This is a genomic window from Halomonas qaidamensis, from assembly GCF_025917315.1.
Lineage (GTDB): Bacteria > Pseudomonadota > Gammaproteobacteria > Pseudomonadales > Halomonadaceae > Vreelandella > Vreelandella qaidamensis.
Genome location: NZ_CP080627.1, coordinates 14901 through 31557 on the forward strand (window position 1 = coordinate 14901; position 16657 = coordinate 31557).

At 51.7% G+C, this 16657-nt stretch carries 15 protein-coding genes and 1 other RNA gene; 10 read left to right on the forward strand and 6 right to left on the reverse strand.

Annotation, left to right across the window (positions count from 1 at the left end; genetic code table 11):
• The first annotated feature begins 53 nt into the window (after positions 1-53).
• Both K1Y77_RS00060 and K1Y77_RS00065 read left to right on the forward strand, forming a co-directional pair.
• Positions 54-1118, forward strand: a complete 1065-nt coding sequence (locus K1Y77_RS00060; RefSeq protein ID WP_264429711.1) for a glycosyltransferase family 4 protein — start codon at positions 54-56, stop codon at positions 1116-1118.
• On the forward strand, positions 1096-2004 hold the full coding sequence (locus tag K1Y77_RS00065; RefSeq protein WP_264429713.1) for a glycosyltransferase family 9 protein: 909 nt from the start codon (positions 1096-1098) through the stop codon (positions 2002-2004). The genes K1Y77_RS00060 and K1Y77_RS00065 overlap by 23 nt, the downstream gene beginning before the upstream one ends.
• A gap of 9 nt (positions 2005-2013) precedes the next feature.
• Here K1Y77_RS00065 and K1Y77_RS00070 read toward each other — a convergent pair whose 3' ends face one another.
• Positions 2014-2757, reverse strand: a complete 744-nt coding sequence (locus K1Y77_RS00070; RefSeq protein ID WP_264429716.1) for a 3-deoxy-D-manno-octulosonic acid kinase — start codon at positions 2755-2757, stop codon at positions 2014-2016.
• Between K1Y77_RS00070 and K1Y77_RS00075 the strand changes: the two genes are divergently transcribed.
• The 3 genes from K1Y77_RS00075 to waaA are packed head-to-tail and all read left to right on the forward strand — an operon-like array spanning position 2756 to position 6562.
• On the forward strand, positions 2756-3853 hold the full coding sequence (locus tag K1Y77_RS00075) for a glycosyltransferase family 9 protein (RefSeq protein ID WP_264429718.1): 1098 nt from the start codon (positions 2756-2758) through the stop codon (positions 3851-3853). The genes K1Y77_RS00070 and K1Y77_RS00075 overlap by 2 nt on opposite strands.
• Positions 3843-5273, forward strand: coding sequence for a bifunctional D-glycero-beta-D-manno-heptose-7-phosphate kinase/D-glycero-beta-D-manno-heptose 1-phosphate adenylyltransferase HldE (gene hldE, locus K1Y77_RS00080; protein ID WP_264429721.1), 1431 nt, complete (start codon positions 3843-3845; stop codon positions 5271-5273). The genes K1Y77_RS00075 and hldE overlap by 11 nt, the downstream gene beginning before the upstream one ends.
• The gene (waaA, locus tag K1Y77_RS00085) at positions 5273-6562 is read left to right on the forward strand and encodes a lipid IV(A) 3-deoxy-D-manno-octulosonic acid transferase (protein ID WP_264429723.1); all 1290 of its coding nucleotides are present in this window, start codon (positions 5273-5275) and stop codon (positions 6560-6562) included. The genes hldE and waaA overlap by 1 nt, the downstream gene beginning before the upstream one ends.
• Here waaA and rpiA read toward each other — a convergent pair.
• Positions 6554-7228, reverse strand: a complete 675-nt coding sequence (gene rpiA / locus K1Y77_RS00090; RefSeq protein WP_264019204.1) for a ribose-5-phosphate isomerase RpiA — start codon at positions 7226-7228, stop codon at positions 6554-6556. The two genes, waaA and rpiA, sit on opposite strands and share 9 nt — an antisense overlap.
• Before the next feature lie 160 nt (positions 7229-7388).
• Between rpiA and ilvA the strand changes: the two genes are divergently transcribed.
• Entirely contained in the window at positions 7389-8903 is a 1515-nt protein-coding gene (gene ilvA, locus K1Y77_RS00095) for a threonine ammonia-lyase, biosynthetic (RefSeq protein WP_030071695.1), read from the forward strand.
• A gap of 411 nt (positions 8904-9314) precedes the next feature.
• On the opposite strand, the gene K1Y77_RS00100 is transcribed toward ilvA, so the two are convergent.
• From K1Y77_RS00100 to K1Y77_RS00110, 3 genes are all read right to left on the reverse strand, one after another.
• Positions 9315-9947, reverse strand: coding sequence for a 5-formyltetrahydrofolate cyclo-ligase (locus K1Y77_RS00100; RefSeq protein WP_264429725.1), 633 nt, complete (start codon positions 9945-9947; stop codon positions 9315-9317).
• Between the two features lie 50 nt (positions 9948-9997).
• Positions 9998-10180, reverse strand: a non-coding RNA gene (gene ssrS, locus K1Y77_RS00105) — 6S RNA.
• 50 nt (positions 10181-10230) lie between these two features.
• Complete coding sequence (locus tag K1Y77_RS00110) at positions 10231-10539, reverse strand: cell division protein ZapA (RefSeq protein ID WP_030071698.1); 309 nt, start codon at positions 10537-10539, stop codon at positions 10231-10233.
• Positions 10540-10745: 206 nt separating this feature from the next.
• Between K1Y77_RS00110 and K1Y77_RS00115 the strand changes: the two genes are divergently transcribed.
• The 4 genes from K1Y77_RS00115 (at position 10746) to K1Y77_RS00130 (ending at position 15330) form a co-directional block, all read left to right on the forward strand.
• A complete protein-coding gene (locus tag K1Y77_RS00115) occupies positions 10746-11324 on the forward strand; it encodes a UPF0149 family protein (RefSeq protein WP_030071700.1) in 579 nt (192 codons plus the stop codon).
• Between the two features lie 14 nt (positions 11325-11338).
• On the forward strand, positions 11339-12679 hold the full coding sequence (gene pepP / locus K1Y77_RS00120; protein WP_264019053.1) for a Xaa-Pro aminopeptidase: 1341 nt from the start codon (positions 11339-11341) through the stop codon (positions 12677-12679).
• 89 nt (positions 12680-12768) lie between these two features.
• A complete protein-coding gene (ubiH, locus tag K1Y77_RS00125; protein ID WP_264429728.1) occupies positions 12769-14010 on the forward strand; it encodes a 2-octaprenyl-6-methoxyphenyl hydroxylase in 1242 nt (413 codons plus the stop codon).
• Positions 14011-14073: 63 nt separating this feature from the next.
• On the forward strand, positions 14074-15330 hold the full coding sequence (locus tag K1Y77_RS00130; RefSeq protein ID WP_264429730.1) for a UbiH/UbiF/VisC/COQ6 family ubiquinone biosynthesis hydroxylase: 1257 nt from the start codon (positions 14074-14076) through the stop codon (positions 15328-15330).
• Here K1Y77_RS00130 and K1Y77_RS00135 read toward each other — a convergent pair.
• Positions 15327-16628 carry a S41 family peptidase gene (locus K1Y77_RS00135; RefSeq protein ID WP_264429732.1) on the reverse strand — a complete coding sequence of 434 codons (1302 nt, stop codon included), beginning with the start codon at positions 16626-16628 and terminating at the stop codon, positions 15327-15329. The genes K1Y77_RS00130 and K1Y77_RS00135 overlap by 4 nt on opposite strands.
• Between the last annotated feature and the right edge of the window lie 29 nt (positions 16629-16657).

Below are 16657 nucleotides of genomic sequence, written 5' to 3' on the forward strand. Positions count from 1 at the left end.
TCCTGCACTGGTGGTTGGTAGATACAGTACTATACCAGGGTGATGGCAACGATTTGTATGAGGAAAATTTGCATATTATTCACGTTAATCTTGCTAAAGGTTTCCGCGGTGGAGAACGCCAGACAGCGCTGTTAATTCAAGCCTTGCAACGTCATGTAGATCAGCAAACGTTGGTATGCAGGAAAGATTCTCCATTGCGTAATGAACTTCTATGCATTGAGAACTTAAGATTTGTGGATGCTAACCAGCAGATTGCTGGGCATAGGCAAGCCGGCCACGCATCGGTAGTGCATGCTCATGAAGCTAAAGCGGTGCACTGGGCGTGGTTGCATAAGCGTATATACGGTACGCCCTATGTGTTGACTCGCCGAGTGGATACACCGATTAAAGATAAATTGGTGAATCGACTGTTCTATAGTGATGCAGATTGCTGTGTGGCTATTTCATCGATTATTCGACAACAGTTATCATGCTGGAGTAAGCATGATGTGTTGACTATTCCTAGTGCGATGACGGGGTTTACAGCGGATCCCGAAGTAGCTGCTCACTTTCGCGCTAGCTATCCAGGTCGCTTTATTGTGGGCCATATTGGTGCATTAGTTGATCGTCATAAAGGACAGCGGATACTACTTGAGGCTGCAGCACGATTACAGCATAGCCATCCCGAAGTGCTGTTCGTTTTTTTTGGTCGAGGTGAGGATGAGGAAGCGCTTCACTCTGAAAGCAGTCACTTAAAAAATGTTGTATGGGCAGGCTTTAAGTCTAACATTGGCGATTTCATTCCAGCGCTGGATCTTTTTGTTTTCCCATCTCGCAACGAAGGACTAGGGTCAGTTCTTTTAGATGTTATGGATGCAAATGTGCCTATTATTGCTAGTAATGTTGGTGGTATTCCTGATTTAATTAAGAATGGTGAAACAGGCATTTTAGTAACGCCAGGGAGTACTGAGGAAATCGAGAGCTGGATAGTGAAATTAGTAAAAAATAAATCTATGAGAGAGTCTTTTGTTGAAAATGCACGTCATCTTTTAGAGTTTTATAGTAAAGAAAAAATGGCTGAAAGTTATCTCGATGCCTATGAAGGAGCTGTTTTAAATGAACGATTTTTTAAAAGTTAAATGCATCGCTATTTTTTTACATAACAGGCCTTTTTTTGGTGCATATGTAGTTCATATTCCTTTTTTAGTCGCAGTTAAGGAAAGATATCCCAATGCTACATTGGTGGGTGTCTCTAAAAACTCAGGGGCAGATTTTCTAGTTGAAGCAGGTTTTATAAATGCACTTGAAGTAATTGATGGCTTTGGCACAGATAGCTTAAGTAGGAAATACAAGTTTGATATTGGCTTTAATCTGCGTCCTTCTAGTGTTGGGACTTCTCTGCAAATGTTAAAGCTGAGAATTCCTTATAGAATAGGGTTTAAAAAATTCGGAGCGCTTTATACGTATTCAGTACCTCTTGATGTAACTAACTACAGAGCTGACCTTTTTTTGTCACTTCTAGGAGTGACATCGACGTTGGATATCACTCCATATTTGAAAAATGATATTGAATCCGCTGGAGTATTAAACAATAGAATTGTACTTGCTCCTGGTGCGGGGGGAGGCGAAAAAAAATGGCCACTTACTAATTATATTCAGCTAGCCAGAAAAATTTCAGAGTTAAGGTCAGAAGAAATTGCTTTTCTAACCGGGCCTAAAGAAGAAAAGGAAAAGGAGATTCTTGAAAAAGAAGGTTTTTTTGTTATTCATAGCCCTGATGTAAATGCTCTTTTTAGCTTGATAAATAGTTGTAAAATATTTATCAGTAATGATTGTGGCCCATCCCATGTTGCTCATATATTAGGGGCGAACCAAGTTGTTATTTTTAAGAAATATCTGTCTGAATGGTTTCTTGAAAGAGATAACAGCGATTACGTTGAATCACTAACAGATCTTTCATTAGTTACTCCTGACGAAATAATAAAGTGTATATCTAAAATTCTAAAATATGATGTTGCATTTTAAATTAAAAGGTTAACTATTATAACCTTTTAATATTGTGGGCAACACATGATGGCAATGAAATTTTGTTAGCGACCTTACTAGACGTTTTATATTGTGTTCCTGCCAATTTCCTTGTGGCCGCAAGCGACAGCGGTCCAGGTCAATCAGCCAGGGTTCACCGTTAGAGTCGATTAAAATATTGCGGGCGTTAAGATCCACATGATCAAGGCCCACTTGATGGAAGCGTTTGATCATTACACCTACGCGCTGAAGTAAAGCCTCATCCGTCTCGTGAGTAGAAAGTAACGATGCTAGAGCCCTAGCACCTGGAACCCTGACGGTAATGAGCGCGGCTTCATACGTCAGACCATAACGCATAACACAACAGGCAACGGGGCGTGGCACGGGCAGCCCTTGGTCATACAAGGTGGCCGTTAAGCGAAGCTCACGAAAAGCCCGAGTGCGCTCTTCACCTAGCCATAGGTAACGTTTTTTACTTAGCTTGGCAATCAACCCGCCCCGGCGGTAAGGGCGTAGCACCCACTGCTCTGCATCGCCTGCCTGTAGAAATAAACTGCTCCCACGCCCTGGTGCTTCGCCAATGACTAAATTGCGTTCACGCCAATAGGCTTCACAAAAGAGAGCAGGATGAAGAGGGGGTGACCCTGTTGGTAACAGTGGTTGTGACAGTTGGTGTGACGCGGCGGCGTCACTTACACTGTCTGAATCATGTAAAATCAGCCAATTTTTCTGCCGGAGTGCCGCTAAGCGCATGAAGCCCTCTCTGCCTGCTCAACCTAACCATATTGCCATTTTGCGCCTCTCCGCGTTGGGAGACGTGTGCAATCTCGTGCCCACGGTGCGAGCGTTGCAGCGCCAGTGGCCGCACGCTCATATTACCTGGATAATCGGCAAGGGGGAGCACAGTTTACTGGCAGGGCTTTCCGGGGTCGAGTTTATTGTCTATGACAAGTCCACTGGTCTTGCGGGTATGCGCGCGCTCTGGAAAGAGCTTTCTGGCACCCGCTTCGATGTACTGCTACACATGCAGCAGGCGATACGCGCTAGCGTGCTTTCGCTTGGACTCAAAGCCAATGCGCGGGTGGGATTCGATAAGGGGCGCGCCAAAGATAAGCAACATTGGTTTACCCAGTACCAGCTTGCCCCACGTGCGAATGCCCATGTGCTAGAGTCATTTATGGATTTTGCTCGCTTGCTCGGCGTAGAAGATGATCGATTGGAATGGAATCTGGCCGTACCACCGCTGGCCTATGAGGAAGCTCGTGGGGTCAGTGGCGATACGCCATATCTGGTCATTAATCCTTGCAGCAACGCGCGGTTACGCAACTTTCGTAATTGGTCAGTGGAAGGCTATGCCAGCGTGATTGAACATGCTTGGGTACACCATGGTTTGAAGAGCGTGCTGACCGGTGGTGGTAGTTCTTTAGAGCGAGAAATCGGCGATCAAATTGAGGCGCTGTGTCAGCCAGATAGCGTTATTAATGCTATCGGCGGTACGTCGCTCAAAGGCGTACTAGCGCTGATTGACAATGCCCGTGCGGTCATTGCCCCAGATACCGGGCCGGCGCACATGGGCAACGCCATGGGTACACCCACGCTTGGCCTCTACGCGACCACCAATCCTCAGCGTGCAGCGCCTTATTGTTGGCGGGATTTTGCGGTCAATGCTTACCCTGAAGCGGTTCGTACATATCTAAATAAATCCGTCGATGAGGTGAGCTGGGGGCAGCGAGTGCGTCATGCGGACGCTATGGATTTAATCAAGGCCGACGACGTAATTGCTAAGCTAGACGCGCTGCTGGCATCTACAGCAGTACAGCCAACAACAGGACCTTCGGATGAGAGTTGATTTAACCGCCCTGGAACATGCCCGCGTACTGGTGGTAGGGGATGTGATGCTCGACCGCTATTGGCATGGTAGCACGTCGCGTATTTCACCCGAAGCGCCGGTGCCAGTGGTACGTGTAGAGGATGCTGATGATCGTCCCGGTGGCGCGGCGAATGTGGCACTGAATGTAGCCTCTCTCGGTGGTCATGCAGCCCTGGCTGGAGTGGTGGGAGAGGACGACAATGCCGCACTGCTGACATCGCGTTTGGCGGCTTCAAATGTAAGTACTTACTTTCAAAGAAGCCCAGAGATACCAACGATTACCAAGCTGCGTGTGATGAGTCGTAATCAGCAGCTTCTGCGGCTGGATTTTGAGCAGCGCCTCGATAGCGTCGATACCACAGCACTGCTGGAACAGGTCGAAAAAGCGCTGCCCGATTGCGATGTGATGATTCTCTCTGACTACGGTAAAGGAACGCTTAACCAGGTCGAGTCATTAGTTCAGATGGCTCGTGCTTTCGGCAAGCGAGTTCTAGTTGATCCGAAAGGCCTAGATTTTAGTAAGTACCGTGGGGCGAGTTTGATTACGCCTAACTTAACCGAGTTTGAAGCGGTAGTTGGCCACTGCGCCAATGACGATGTTCTGGCTCAGCGCGGAGAAGCGTTGCGCGCCGAGCTTGAGTTAGAAGCGCTACTGATCACTCGCAGCGAAAAAGGTATGACCCTCATTCGCGAAGGTCACGCACCGCTCCATTTGCCCACTCGAGCCCAGGAAGTGTTCGATGTCACCGGCGCAGGTGATACCGTGATTGGTTTGATGGGCCTCGCGCTAGCGTCGGGGCACGCGCTGCCGGAAGCGATGATGCTGGCCAATTTGGGGGCAGGCTTGGTGGTTGCCAAGCCGGGAACAGCGACGCTTTCGATAGCCGAGCTATACACCGCGTTACATGGCGACAAACTAGCTGAGTTTGGGGTGATTGACCAAGTTCCGCTGGTCGACGCTGTGCGTGCAGCTCAGCTGCGCGGCGAGCGTGTAGTGATGACCAATGGTTGCTTTGATATTCTCCATGCAGGGCACGTGGCCTACTTAGAACAAGCCAAACGCCTGGGAGATCGCCTTATCGTTGCGGTAAATGACGATGCCTCGATTGGCCGCTTAAAAGGCCCTAAGCGGCCAATAAACCCGCTTAATCGTCGTATGCAAGTGCTGGCAGGGCTGGGCGCTGTCGATTGGGTCGTGCCATTTAGTGACGATACGCCCCAAGCGTTAATTGAAGCCGTTTTGCCGGATATTTTAGTAAAAGGCGGCGATTACCGCCCTGAAGATATTGCCGGTGGCGAAGCCGTTATCGCCAACGGCGGTGACGTGAAAGTACTTGGCTTTGAAGATGGCGTATCGACCACCGCAATGATTAGCTCCATCCTGGATCGCGAAGGGTAATGGCGTCATCGATGTGGCCGAGGCTGCTCTATTCAGCGGCGCTCTATGTTTTGTCTCCGTTGATTGGCTGGCGCATCTGGCGTGAGCAAGTGCTTACTTACTCGCGCTTACAGCGACTTGGGATGCGTTTGGGTACGCTTCCCCCAGCGCCGCGAATTTGGTTGCACTGTGCTTCGGTGGGGGAAGTACGTTCTGCCCGACCCCTAATAGAGGGTTTGCTGGCGCGTTACCCTCAGCACAGCCTGCTGCTGACCACAATGACTGCGACGGGTGCCCAGCAGGTTCAGGCGATCGCCAGTGAACAAACCGCAACGGACCAAGTACGGCTTGCTCACTGCTTCCTCCCTTTAGATTTTCCGGGAGCGGCCAAGCGCTTTATTACCCGCGTGCAACCCACTCTTGCCATTCTGTTTGAAACCGAGCTGTGGCCCAACTTGCTGCATGCTTGCCACCAACAAGCAGTACCTGTCGCGGTAGTGAACGGGCGGCTATCGCCGCGAGCCTTTGCACGCTATCAGCGGCTGCGTCCGCTAATGGCTGGCGCTTTGGCTAACGTTACGTGGTTAGCTGCTAAATCGGCGCAAGATGCTGAGCGTTTTCAAGCACTGGGTTGTCGCGCAGAAGTAACCTGTGTCGTTGGTTCGTTAAAATTTGAGATACCTTCTCAAGAAAAAACTCTAAAGAAGAGTGAGCACTTACTTCAAAACTGGAGCGCACGCCCTGTATGGGTGGCGGGCTCCACCCGTGACGGGGAAGAAGCACTGCTCTTGAAGGCCCACCGCCAGCTGTTGAAGCGCTTTCCAACTGCGTTATTGGTATTGGTGCCGCGTCATCCGCAGCGTTTTGACGACGTAGCCAAGCTGTGTGCCCAGAGCGGCTGGGTACTAAGCCGTCGCAGCCAGCAAGAGGCCGTGACGCCGCAAACGCAGGTCTACCTGGGGGATACGCTAGGAGAGTTGGCAATGCTCTATGCAGCGGGCAGTGTGGCTTATGTCGGTGGCAGTTTAGTACCCGTTGGTGGCCACAATGTGTTGGAGCCGGCGGCGTTGGGTAAGCCGGTACTCTGCGGCTCCTCGCTTGAGAATTTTAGCGATGTAGCTGAGCCGCTGATAGCAGCAGGCGCATTAAGCGTGGTGGAAACACCGGATGCCTTGGCTGATGCGCTAGCCGAGTTATTGGCAAACCCACAACATGCCCAGCACATTGGGCATGTTGGGCGAGATGTCGTTGAAACCCACCGAGGCGCGCTGGCGCGCACGTTAGATGGGCTCAGTCAGTGGCTAACGTAAGGCTGTGCGCTCGACGCCGCTCTCTGTACCCAGTAGCAGCACATCAGCACTGCGTTGAGCAAATAACCCGTTCGTTACCACGCCCACAATGGCATTAATACGCGCTTCCATAGACGCTGGGTCGTCAATCATAAAGTCGAAACAATCAATAATTTGATTGCCATTATCAGTGACGACACCTTGGCGGTAGACGGGGTCTGCGCCTAGTTTGACTAACTCCCGAGCGACATAGGAGCGCGCCATCGGAATAACTTCGACAGGTAGCGGAAAGTTGCCTAACTGGGCCACATATTTAGAGCCATCGGCAATACAAATAAAGCGTTTAGCGCAGGCAGCAACGATTTTTTCTCGGGTAAGCGCTGCGCCTCCGCCTTTAATCATTTGTAAGTTAGCATTTACTTCGTCTGCTCCATCGATGTAAAAAGGTACATCGCCCACATGATTTAACTCAAACACCTCAATGCCTAGCGCCTGTAAGCGTTTAGCACTGGCTTCTGAGCTGGCAACGGCACCTTTGAAACGATCTCTTAGCGGTCCTAAACGATCAATAAACAGGTTCGCGGTCGAGCCTGTGCCAATGCCTAGCACGGTGTCCTTTTCGAGATGAGGCTCAATCTCTTTAATCGCAGCATCCGCTACGGCCGCTTTCAATTCATCTTGGGTCATCATATTTTCCTGCGTCAGGGTTAGGCAGTGCTCCCTAGTATAACGGCCTTCGCGCCAACTGCCGATGGAAACGCCGCTAGACGACGCTAGGCGTAATCTGCTACCAATAAAGGCTTTGCTCTCACCCGTCAGGGTCACGATATTTTTCTGGGATTCCCGCATGCTCGAAGCAACCGTCAAAAAGATCCTCCAAGCCCGCGTCTATGAAGCCGCTTGTGAGACCCCTATTTCTCCCGCTCCCTTTTTGTCGCGTCGTTTCAATAACCAAATTTTGATTAAGCGCGAAGACCTTCAGCCAGTATTTTCATTCAAAATTCGTGGTGCCTACAACAAAATGGCCCAGTTGACTGAAGAGCAGAAGGCCAAGGGTGTTATCGCGGCATCGGCGGGCAACCATGCCCAGGGCCTAGCGATGGCGGCTAAGCTTATGGGCGTTAAAGCGGTCATTGTTATGCCTCGCATCACGCCCGATATCAAAGTTCAGGCAGTGCGTGCCCGCGGGGCAAAAGTCATTTTGAAAGGCGATGCGTTTGCCGCTGCCGCTGAGCATGCCCAAGAACTGATTAAAGAGCATGGCTATACCTATATTCCACCGTTTGACGATATTGATGTGGTCGCAGGCCAGGGCACTATCGGAGTAGAAATTCTGCGTCAGCATAGCGGCCGTTTAGACGCTATTTTTATTCCTGTCGGCGGTGGCGGCTTAATAGCCGGTGTCGCAGCGTATGTGAAATATCTGCGCCCAGATATCAAAATCATCGCCGTAGAAGCGGAAGATAGCGCGTGCCTCAAAGCTGCGTTAGAAGCTGGTGAGCGAGTCATACTTGATCAGGTAGGCGTATTTGCCGAAGGCGTGGCTGTGGCGCAAATCGGCGAGGTGCCGTTTTCATTAGTGCGTGACTTAATCGACGACGTTATCACGGTGAATACCGATGAAATGTGCGCCGCGGTGAAAGATATTTTTGAGGACACTCGTGCTGTGGCGGAAACATCAGGCGCGCTTTCACTAGCAGGCCTGAAGAAATATGTGCAGCAAACCGGCGCTGAAGGTGAGACGCTGATATGTATTAACTCTGGTGCGAATACTAACTTTGATCGTTTGCAGCATATTGCGGAACGAACCGAGCTGGGTGAGCAGCGAGAAGCGATCTTAGCGGTGACTATTGCAGAAAAGCCAGGCAGTTTTAAAAAATTCTGCCGCACACTAGGGAAGCGAATGGTCACCGAGTTTAGCTATCGCTATGCGGATAATAGCGAAGCGCATATTTTTGTGGGTGTTCAGGTCAAACCAGGTGGGGAAGATCGTCAGGCCGTGATTGATAAGCTGCGTGAAGGTGGCTATCAGGTGGAAGACTTAACTGATAATGAGCTGGCGAAACTACATATTCGCCATCTTAGTGGGGGCCGGCCTAGCGAGCGTTTTGAAGAAGAACTCTACCGCTTCGAATTCCCAGAGCGCCCTGGTGCGCTCATGAACTTCTTAACCCAGTTGCCCCATGACTGGAATATTTCACTGTTTCATTACCGTAATCACGGCGCTGCCTATGGTCGTGTGCTGGTGGGGATGCAAGTGCCCAGTAGCGATCGAACGCATGTAGCTGAGTACTTGGATGCGATTGGTTACCGCTATTGGCAGGAGAGTGATAATCCAGCGTATCGGCTTTTTATGGCGTAAATATTTGTAAGTGTTCGCTAACCCCAGGATACAGGGCTGCTAAGAAATATGAACTTTTAGAAACGTTTAATAGAGCGTTAAAAATAGCGCTGAAAGCAGTTGTCAGTTGTCCCCTATGGCCCTATAGTCGTGGGCGAAATTAATGAGGTGTGTCATCTTTTCATACGTACTGCCTAGATGACGCACTTAGGGCATTCGGCAACTGTGAAAGACGTTGGAGATGAGGCATGCGGCGGAAAAAGCCTGATATGGTGATGGCGCTAACGGTGGTGTTTTTACTTGGGGTACTCGCCACTGGCTATGCGCAAGCGCTGTCGGGGAGTTAACTTCTCAAGTTAGTCACAGCGCTTTCAGCCTAAACGCTGCACCTAGCGAGTGGACGCTGATAGTAAAACGGGCTGATCTTAACGATCAGCCCGTTTTTATTGGCCGAATGACCATCGTGTCACTAACCACCACGTCCAGCGGAATATCCCAAGGCTCTACGGGCAGCGTAGCCACCTGTTGGCAGGCGTGTGCAACGCCAATCAACGTTGGAGCGGGTCCTTGATAGCGCATAAAAGCAAGACTCCGATCATAAAAGCCACCTCCCATGCCCATACGGTTTGCTTGCTTATCAAACCCTACCAGCGGAACAATCAGCGTATCTAGCGCCCAAGCCGGCATGCGATTGCGCCGCTCGGCGGCAAATCGTGAGCATGGTTCTGCGATGCCAAAGCGATTTTTAACCATAGGGGTGGACTCGTGGTAGGCAACAAACCAAAGACGATTAGTCGAGAATGGGCGTAATACAGGTAAGTAAATACTTACTTTTCGCTGACGAAGCCACGGTATTAAGTGTGTCGGGTCTATCTCGCCATTAACCGGTAAATAAAGGCTAATGCGTTTCGCTCGACGAATTTCAGGCAGCTGTTTAAGGCGCTGGCAAAGGGCGGAAGCGGCTTGTTTTTGCTGATCTAGGGAAAGGATACGGCGTCTGCGTCTAAGCTCGCGGCGAAGCGCAACTTTATCGCCGGATATACTGAAGACAGCAGTGTCGTTCATAACGAGCTACTCATAACGAGCTAACTAAGTTATTCCGCAGAATAGACTAAGAGTTCCCCAGAATGCCGCTGTCGTTCTGGCCCTGAACCTACTGGTTCAGGTGGGTGGCCGCAGCCAAACCGTCAGGCTTTCCGACGCACGGACATGCACACGGGTTTGGCTAGCATTTGGCCCCCTGGGTACTTCGCATAGGCTCGAGGGACTATAACGACTGGCGTACACCCCAGAGAACATCTTCATCTTAACAGAGCCAGTGATAATGCCAAAGGGGCGTGGCAGGTTCTTAGGGTTCTTTTTGTTGGCGAGTGCTGGCAAGTGCCCGTTCAAGGCGGTCGTTTAGACGGCTAAGATTCGCTTCGCTCGCACGGTGTTCATCTAGCACCTCGAGCAATTCATGGGTGATGTTTAGGGCTGCCATGACGGCCACCCGTTCGCTGCCAAGGGTATTACTTTGAGCATGAATGCCGTGCATTGCGCGATCTAAATAGCGAGCAGCGCGTTCAAGCTGGGTTTCTTCGCCAGTGTCGCAAGCAATCATATAGCTGCGACCCAGTAGGGTGATTTCTTTGGTTGGCCGCTTCGCGTTACTCATCAAAAACTCCGGCACAGGTCATTTTAGTGACCAATGCGTTAACATCACTGCATAGGAAGGGTAGCTAGCATTCACTATAAGAGAGCGGCTTGTGTGGGGTCAACGCACAGCCACGAGTGCTGTTAGCATCCTTCCACCGTTTGGCAGTCTTTTTGATACGTTGTTATGACGGTTTCACCCCCATTTTTGTATAGCGAGCAATGCCCATGTCCTTAATCAATGAGCGCCAGGATTTTTCTGACGTTGCGGATGTTTTTCTTCTTCATGGAAGTATGCAGTCTCCCGCTTTTTTGGATGGCCGCTTAAGTGGTCTATTAGCACTACGTGATGTGACGGCTGAAGCATGGCTAGAAGAGGTTTGCCTAAGCTTAGGTGTCGAGCAGCCTCGGGATCCTGCTAGCGCTGAACGCCTGCTAGGTTGGCGACGACAAACGCTTGAAGCACTGAGCGCCAGCGATTTGAATTACGCGCCGCTGTTGCCTGATGAGCTTTTTTCACTCGCCGAGCAAGCCCAGGGCCTAAAAGAGTGGACGCAGGGTTTTATGGAAGTCGTCGAGGATGTGGCTGATGAGACGCTTCGCGAGCGCTGGTCCAAAACGCTACAAGAGGCCATCGATGACCTAGCGGGACTTGTACAGATCGAAACGGATATCGACGATAGCCCTGAAAATGAAAATGACTTATTTGCCTTGACGGAGCACGCGCGTATGGCGGCCATGCTGCTTTATACCGAGCAGCACCCGGGGATGCCTCAGGTCGAGCAGTCCGACGCCCCCGTTCATTAATACAGGAGTTATCTATGTTGCCTGAGACACTGCCTAGGCCTGCTGCTATTACACCTGCTGAGTACCGCCAGCGCCGAGAAGCGCTCATCGCCCAACTGCCTGTCAATGCAGCGCTTGTGGTGCCAAGCGCTGCATTGGTAACTCGCTCTCACGATAGCGAATACACGTTTCGACAGCAGAGTGACTTTTACTACTTGACCGGCATTCAAGAGCCCGATGCGTTGCTTGTTGTGCTGCCTGGCCGTGAGGCAGGCCAAAGCGTGGTGTTTTGCCAAGACCGCGACGCCACTATGGAAGCCTGGACAGGTCGGCGTTTAGGTGCCCAGGGCGTAGAGGCACAACATGGTATTGATCAAGCGTTTGAAAATGCTCAGCGGGAAGAGCAGTTGCCGGGGCTATTAGCTGGTCGCGAACTGCTCTATCTGCCGCTAGATAATCCCGAGGCGCTAAGTATTGCAGAAGAGGCGCTAGCCCATGCCCAGGCGGGTCTGCGCCACGGTAAGCCAGCGCTAAAAGGATGGCTGGATAGTCGTCCGCTTGTTCATGAAATGCGGCTTATTAAAAGCCCAGCTGAAATTGCCTTACTGCGCCATGCGGCGGCTATTTCTGCCCAGGCGCATATCCGCGCGATGCGTAGCTGCCGTGCTGGATTAAGCGAGTATCAGCTGCAAGCGGAGTTGGAACATGAGTTCGCTTGGCAAGGCGCCAGCGGGCCAGCGTATAGCACCATTGTGGGAGGTGGGGAAAACGCTTGCGTACTGCATTACATTGAAAATAGCGACATGTTGAAAGCCGATACACTCGTGTTGATTGATGCTGGCGCGGAGTTTGATCTCTATGCTGGGGACATCACCCGCACGTTTCCCGTTAGCGGTAAGTTTAATGACGCTCAGCGAGCGCTTTACCAAGTGGTACTAGCTGCCCAGGAGCGTGCGGTGCATGCTATCAAGCCAGGGACTACGCTGGCAGATATTCATCAAGGCGTGGTGCGCGATTTGACCGCAGGCTTAATTGCTCTTGGGTTGTTAGAGGGCGATGAGCAGGCGCGTATTGACGACGAGAGCTACCGACGCTTCTACCTACACTCTACATCACACTGGCTAGGGCTGGACGTACATGATGTGGGAACCTACCGCCTCAATGAAGAGACCCCGCGCCCGCTTGAAAGTGGCATGGTCGTTACCGTTGAGCCTGGCCTGTATATCCCTTGTGACGACGATATTCCTGTGGCTTACCGCGGTATTGGCATTCGTATCGAAGATGATGTTGTGGTGACCCAGGATGGGCATGAGGTGCTTACATCAGCCGTACCAAAGCAGATTGCTGATATAGAGCAGTTAATGGCTAATAAATAACCAGTAAATTAGCACTGATAATAAATTATGTAATTTACATTACGAAATTACGATTTGTATAGTTCGTGCTTAACCTGTAGGAGATGCCAATGCACGGTGTACAGCAGGCAAATCAAGGCCAACAGAAACAAGCGCTTACTCACGATATCGTTATTGTGGGTGGTGGTTTGGTAGGTGCCAGCTTGGGCTGTGCGTTGGCTCCTCTTATTGAGCGCTATGGGTGGCGGGTGGCCATTATTGAGTCCAATGCCTTACCTGAAAGCGCGCAGGAGGTGTCGTGGCAACCTAGCTTCGATGCACGCGCTAGCGCTATTGCTGAAGGCTCTGCTCAGCGCTTTCGCCAATTGGGGGTGTGGGAGGCGATGCGTAGTGAAGCAACGCCGATCAAGCGTATTCATATTAGCGAGCGCGGGCGTTTAGGTGCTACGAGATTGAGCGCCCAGGAACTAGGGGTGCCGGCATTAGGGCATGTCATACCTAATGCCTGGATGGGGCGCGTGTTGCACCATCATCTTCAGCAGTTGCCGATTGAGTGGCACTGCCCTGCGACCGTGGCACAACTGACGCCACAAGCAGAGGGCCATCACCTGATTCTTTCTGATGGTAGTGAGCTGACTGCAGCGTTGACTATTCTTGCCGATGGCGGCCGGTCTGGTCTGAAGGAGCAATTGGGGATTAGTAGTCGCCGCCGCTCTTATGAGCAAACCGCGCTGATTGCGCACGTGGGTATTAGTCAGTCTCATCAGGGGGTAGCGTATGAACGGTTTACAGAAGAAGGGCCGATCGCCTTGTTGCCACTACCAGGTCAAGCCATGGAGTTAGTCTGGACGCATACCAGTGGCACTGAACAGGCGCGGCTAGCGCTCTCTGATCAGGCATTTCTACGCCAGCTACAGTCCGCCTTTGGTGATCGAGTAGGGCGTTTTACTCGGGTGGGACAGCGTCTCAACTACCCGCTTTCGCTGATCACCGCAGAAGAACCGGTTCGACCAGGGCTGGCGGTACTGGGTAATGCTGCCCACGCGCTACACCCAGTAGCGGGTCAGGGCTTCAACCTGGCGCTACGCTCCGTGATGGACCTGGCCGAGGAGCTGGCGCAGGGCGCCGAAAATCAGCGTGCCCTTGGTGATATGCAAACGCTGCAGTCATTTGAGCGACGTCGAGCTCAAGACCGTTCCAATGTGATTCGGTTTAGTGATGGGTTAGTACGGTTATTTGGCTATTCGCTGCCTTTACTTCCCCATGCCCGAGCAGCTGGGCTGGTGGGGTTAAATTTAGTGGGGCCGCTTCGCCGCAGCTTGGCACGCCGAGCGATGGGGCTAGAGCGTTAACCTAACAATCACTACTGACTCAGAGCGTGACAGCTGTCTCAGAAAGGTAACGAAGGAAACGGTATGAAAACGCAAGCAGCGGGGTTAGATGCGTCGGTTGAACATTTCGACGCGATAATTGTGGGTGCTGGCATGGTAGGCACGGCGCTAGTAGGGCTATTAACGAATGCTGGCATGCAGGTGGCGTTAGTAGAAACCAAAGCAGAGCCACTTCGTTTAGCTGCTTTCGGCGATCATCCACCGGCCCCCAGGGTGAGTGCATTGACACCGGTTTCTCAGCGCCTGCTCTCGCACTTGAAGGCGTGGCCTGCAATGGCTGATACGCGGATAACGCCTTACCGTTATATGCAGGTGTGGGATGCAGAAGGGAGCGGTAGCATTCAGTTTTCCGCTGATGAAGCAGGTGCACCCGTACTTGGACATATTGTTGAAAACGAGGTGACATTAGCCGCGTTAAATGAGCAGGTATTAGCGTTGCCAAAGGTTAGTACTTTCTTTGGAGTTGGCGTGGAGGCTTTACAAACATCGGATAACGGTCGTTGGCTAGTACTTAAGGATGGGCGTCAGTTGTATACACCGTTACTCATTGCGGCCGATGGTGCTCACTCCACCATGCGTGAGCTGGCAGGAATATCGGTAGCTGAAGAGCCGATGCAGCAAGAGGCTGTCGTTACCACGGTAAGGTGTGAAAAAACCCATGGGGACACGGCTCGTCAGGCTTTTATCGCTGGCCGTCCACTGGCTTTTTTGCCGCTAACGGTGAATGGTGACGATCGCTACTGCTCGATTGTTTGGTCGACCACACCTGAGCATGCAAAACAACTCACGGAGTTTTCTTCTGATGCGCTGGGGCAGGCCCTAAGTGATGCCTTTGATTATCGCTTAGGCCAGGTGAGTGCCGTCGATGCTGCCTATCGCTTTCCACTTATCCAGCGTCATGCTGCTCAGTATGTGCAGCCCAACTTAGCACTGGTGGGCGATGCTGCCCATAGCATTCACCCGCTAGCAGGGCAGGGGGTTAACCTTGGCTTTATGGATGCAGCGGTGCTGGCTGAAGAGGTGGTTAATGCATGGCAGCGAGGCGCGCCCTGGGGAGCGCTGTCCACGTTGAGTCGCTATGAACGACGCAGACGCTTAGATAATAGTGCTATGTTAGGACTGATGAAAGGGTTCAAAGTACTCTTCGGTAGCGAAGTGCCTGCCCTGACGCTGGCGCGTAATATTGGCATGAGTGGTATGAATCAGTTAGTTCCGTTGAAACGGTTGGTGATGCGGCAGGCGATCGGAGAGCGTGGGCGCCTGCCGCAATCATGCCGTTAACGGCGGCGGCGATCTACCACGTTTAGCGCTTTGAGCAGGTTCAGTGCTTCACTGAGTTGGTAGTCATCGCGTAGGCGCTGAGACATTTCTGCACGCTCCCGTGGTATAGCGTCTTGGCCGCTTAGGTGGCCATCAAGGTCAGCTTCACGGATTCGGCGCTGACCTTCAGCCACTTCCAGGCGGCCACGCACTACTTCTACATCAGGTTCGATACCTTGCGCTTGGATTGAACGTCCATTGGGCGTGTAGTAAAGCGCGGTCGTTAGCTTTAGGCCTTCACCATTGCCAAGTGGCATGATTTGCTGCACGGAGCCTTTGCCAAAGCTCTCGGTACCCATGATCACCCCACGACGTTGGTCTTGAAGCGCCCCAGCGACAATCTCAGCTGCCGAGGCGCTACCGCTGTTTATCAGCACTACCAGTGGTACGTCTCTGGCGGGAGTTTCTGATGATGCTGAAAACGACATTTCAGTATCAGAAAGCCGCCCTTCAGTGTATACAATTAGCCCTTCATCCAGGAAAAGGTCTGCGACGCCAACGGCGGCTTGTAATACGCCGCCTGGATTGTTGCGCAAGTCGAGGATTAACCCTTCAAGCGGCTGTTCTCTAGCCATGCGCTCTAATGATCTGCGTGCCTGTTCAGGGGTTCGCGACTGAAACTGGCTGATGCGCAAGTAGCCGAAGCCTGGTTCAAGTTCTTCGTGCTTAACGCTTTCGCTACGAATCACCTCGCGCGTGAGTGTGAACTCTCTCGGTGACTCTTCACCCGACCGCAAAATGGAAATACGTAGTTGGCTACCTGGCTCACCACGCATTAGATTAACGGCTTCTTGTAGCGATAAACTGTCGGTTGGTGTTCCATCGATAGCCACAATCACATCGCGGGATAACAGCCCTGCTCGGGAAGCCGGCGTGTCATCGATGGGAGTGATGACCATTAGCTGTCCATTTTCAGTGCCTACTTCTATGCCAATCCCGCCAAACTCACCTTGAGTCGATTCGCGCAGACTTTGGTACTCTTCTTCGTCTAAATAGGCTGAATGAGGGTCAAGTTCGCTAAGCATACCGCGCATGGCATTGCGTAATAGCGTGCGATCGTCAACCTCTTCGACATAACCACGTTTAATGCGCTCAAATACTTCGGCAAAGGTTTGAATCTCTTCAAGGGGCAGGTCATCAGCAACGCTATTTGCAGGCTGGGCCACTAAGGGAAGCGGTACCGACAGCAGTACAAGCGGAAGTAAGGTAGCCAAAAAGCGCTTGGCAGGGGCCGATACCTCGGTAACAGATAGCGTCATGCGGACTCCGCTAGGCGAAAGGCAGCATC

Excerpts from the sequence above, each read along its gene's own strand:
- rpiA (WP_264019204.1), bottom strand. The coding sequence starts at position 7,228 with ATGACCCAAGATGAATTGAAAGCGGCCGTAGCGGATGCTGCGATTAAA.
- K1Y77_RS00070 (WP_264429716.1), bottom strand. The coding sequence starts at position 2,757 with ATGCGCTTAGCGGCACTCCGGCAGAAAAATTGGCTGATTTTACATGAT.
- K1Y77_RS00110 (WP_030071698.1), bottom strand. The coding sequence starts at position 10,539 with ATGAGTAACGCGAAGCGGCCAACCAAAGAAATCACCCTACTGGGTCGC.
- K1Y77_RS00115 (WP_030071700.1), top strand. The coding sequence starts at position 10,746 with ATGTCCTTAATCAATGAGCGCCAGGATTTTTCTGACGTTGCGGATGTT.
- ilvA (WP_030071695.1), top strand. The coding sequence starts at position 7,389 with ATGCTCGAAGCAACCGTCAAAAAGATCCTCCAAGCCCGCGTCTATGAA.
- waaA (WP_264429723.1), top strand. The coding sequence starts at position 5,273 with ATGGCGTCATCGATGTGGCCGAGGCTGCTCTATTCAGCGGCGCTCTAT.
- pepP (WP_264019053.1), top strand. The coding sequence starts at position 11,339 with ATGTTGCCTGAGACACTGCCTAGGCCTGCTGCTATTACACCTGCTGAG.
- hldE (WP_264429721.1), top strand. The coding sequence starts at position 3,843 with ATGAGAGTTGATTTAACCGCCCTGGAACATGCCCGCGTACTGGTGGTA.
- ubiH (WP_264429728.1), top strand. The coding sequence starts at position 12,769 with ATGCACGGTGTACAGCAGGCAAATCAAGGCCAACAGAAACAAGCGCTT.
- K1Y77_RS00100 (WP_264429725.1), bottom strand. The coding sequence starts at position 9,947 with ATGAACGACACTGCTGTCTTCAGTATATCCGGCGATAAAGTTGCGCTT.
- K1Y77_RS00135 (WP_264429732.1), bottom strand. The coding sequence starts at position 16,628 with ATGACGCTATCTGTTACCGAGGTATCGGCCCCTGCCAAGCGCTTTTTG.
- K1Y77_RS00075 (WP_264429718.1), top strand. The coding sequence starts at position 2,756 with ATGAAGCCCTCTCTGCCTGCTCAACCTAACCATATTGCCATTTTGCGC.
- K1Y77_RS00130 (WP_264429730.1), top strand. The coding sequence starts at position 14,074 with ATGAAAACGCAAGCAGCGGGGTTAGATGCGTCGGTTGAACATTTCGAC.
- K1Y77_RS00065 (WP_264429713.1), top strand. The coding sequence starts at position 1,096 with ATGAACGATTTTTTAAAAGTTAAATGCATCGCTATTTTTTTACATAAC.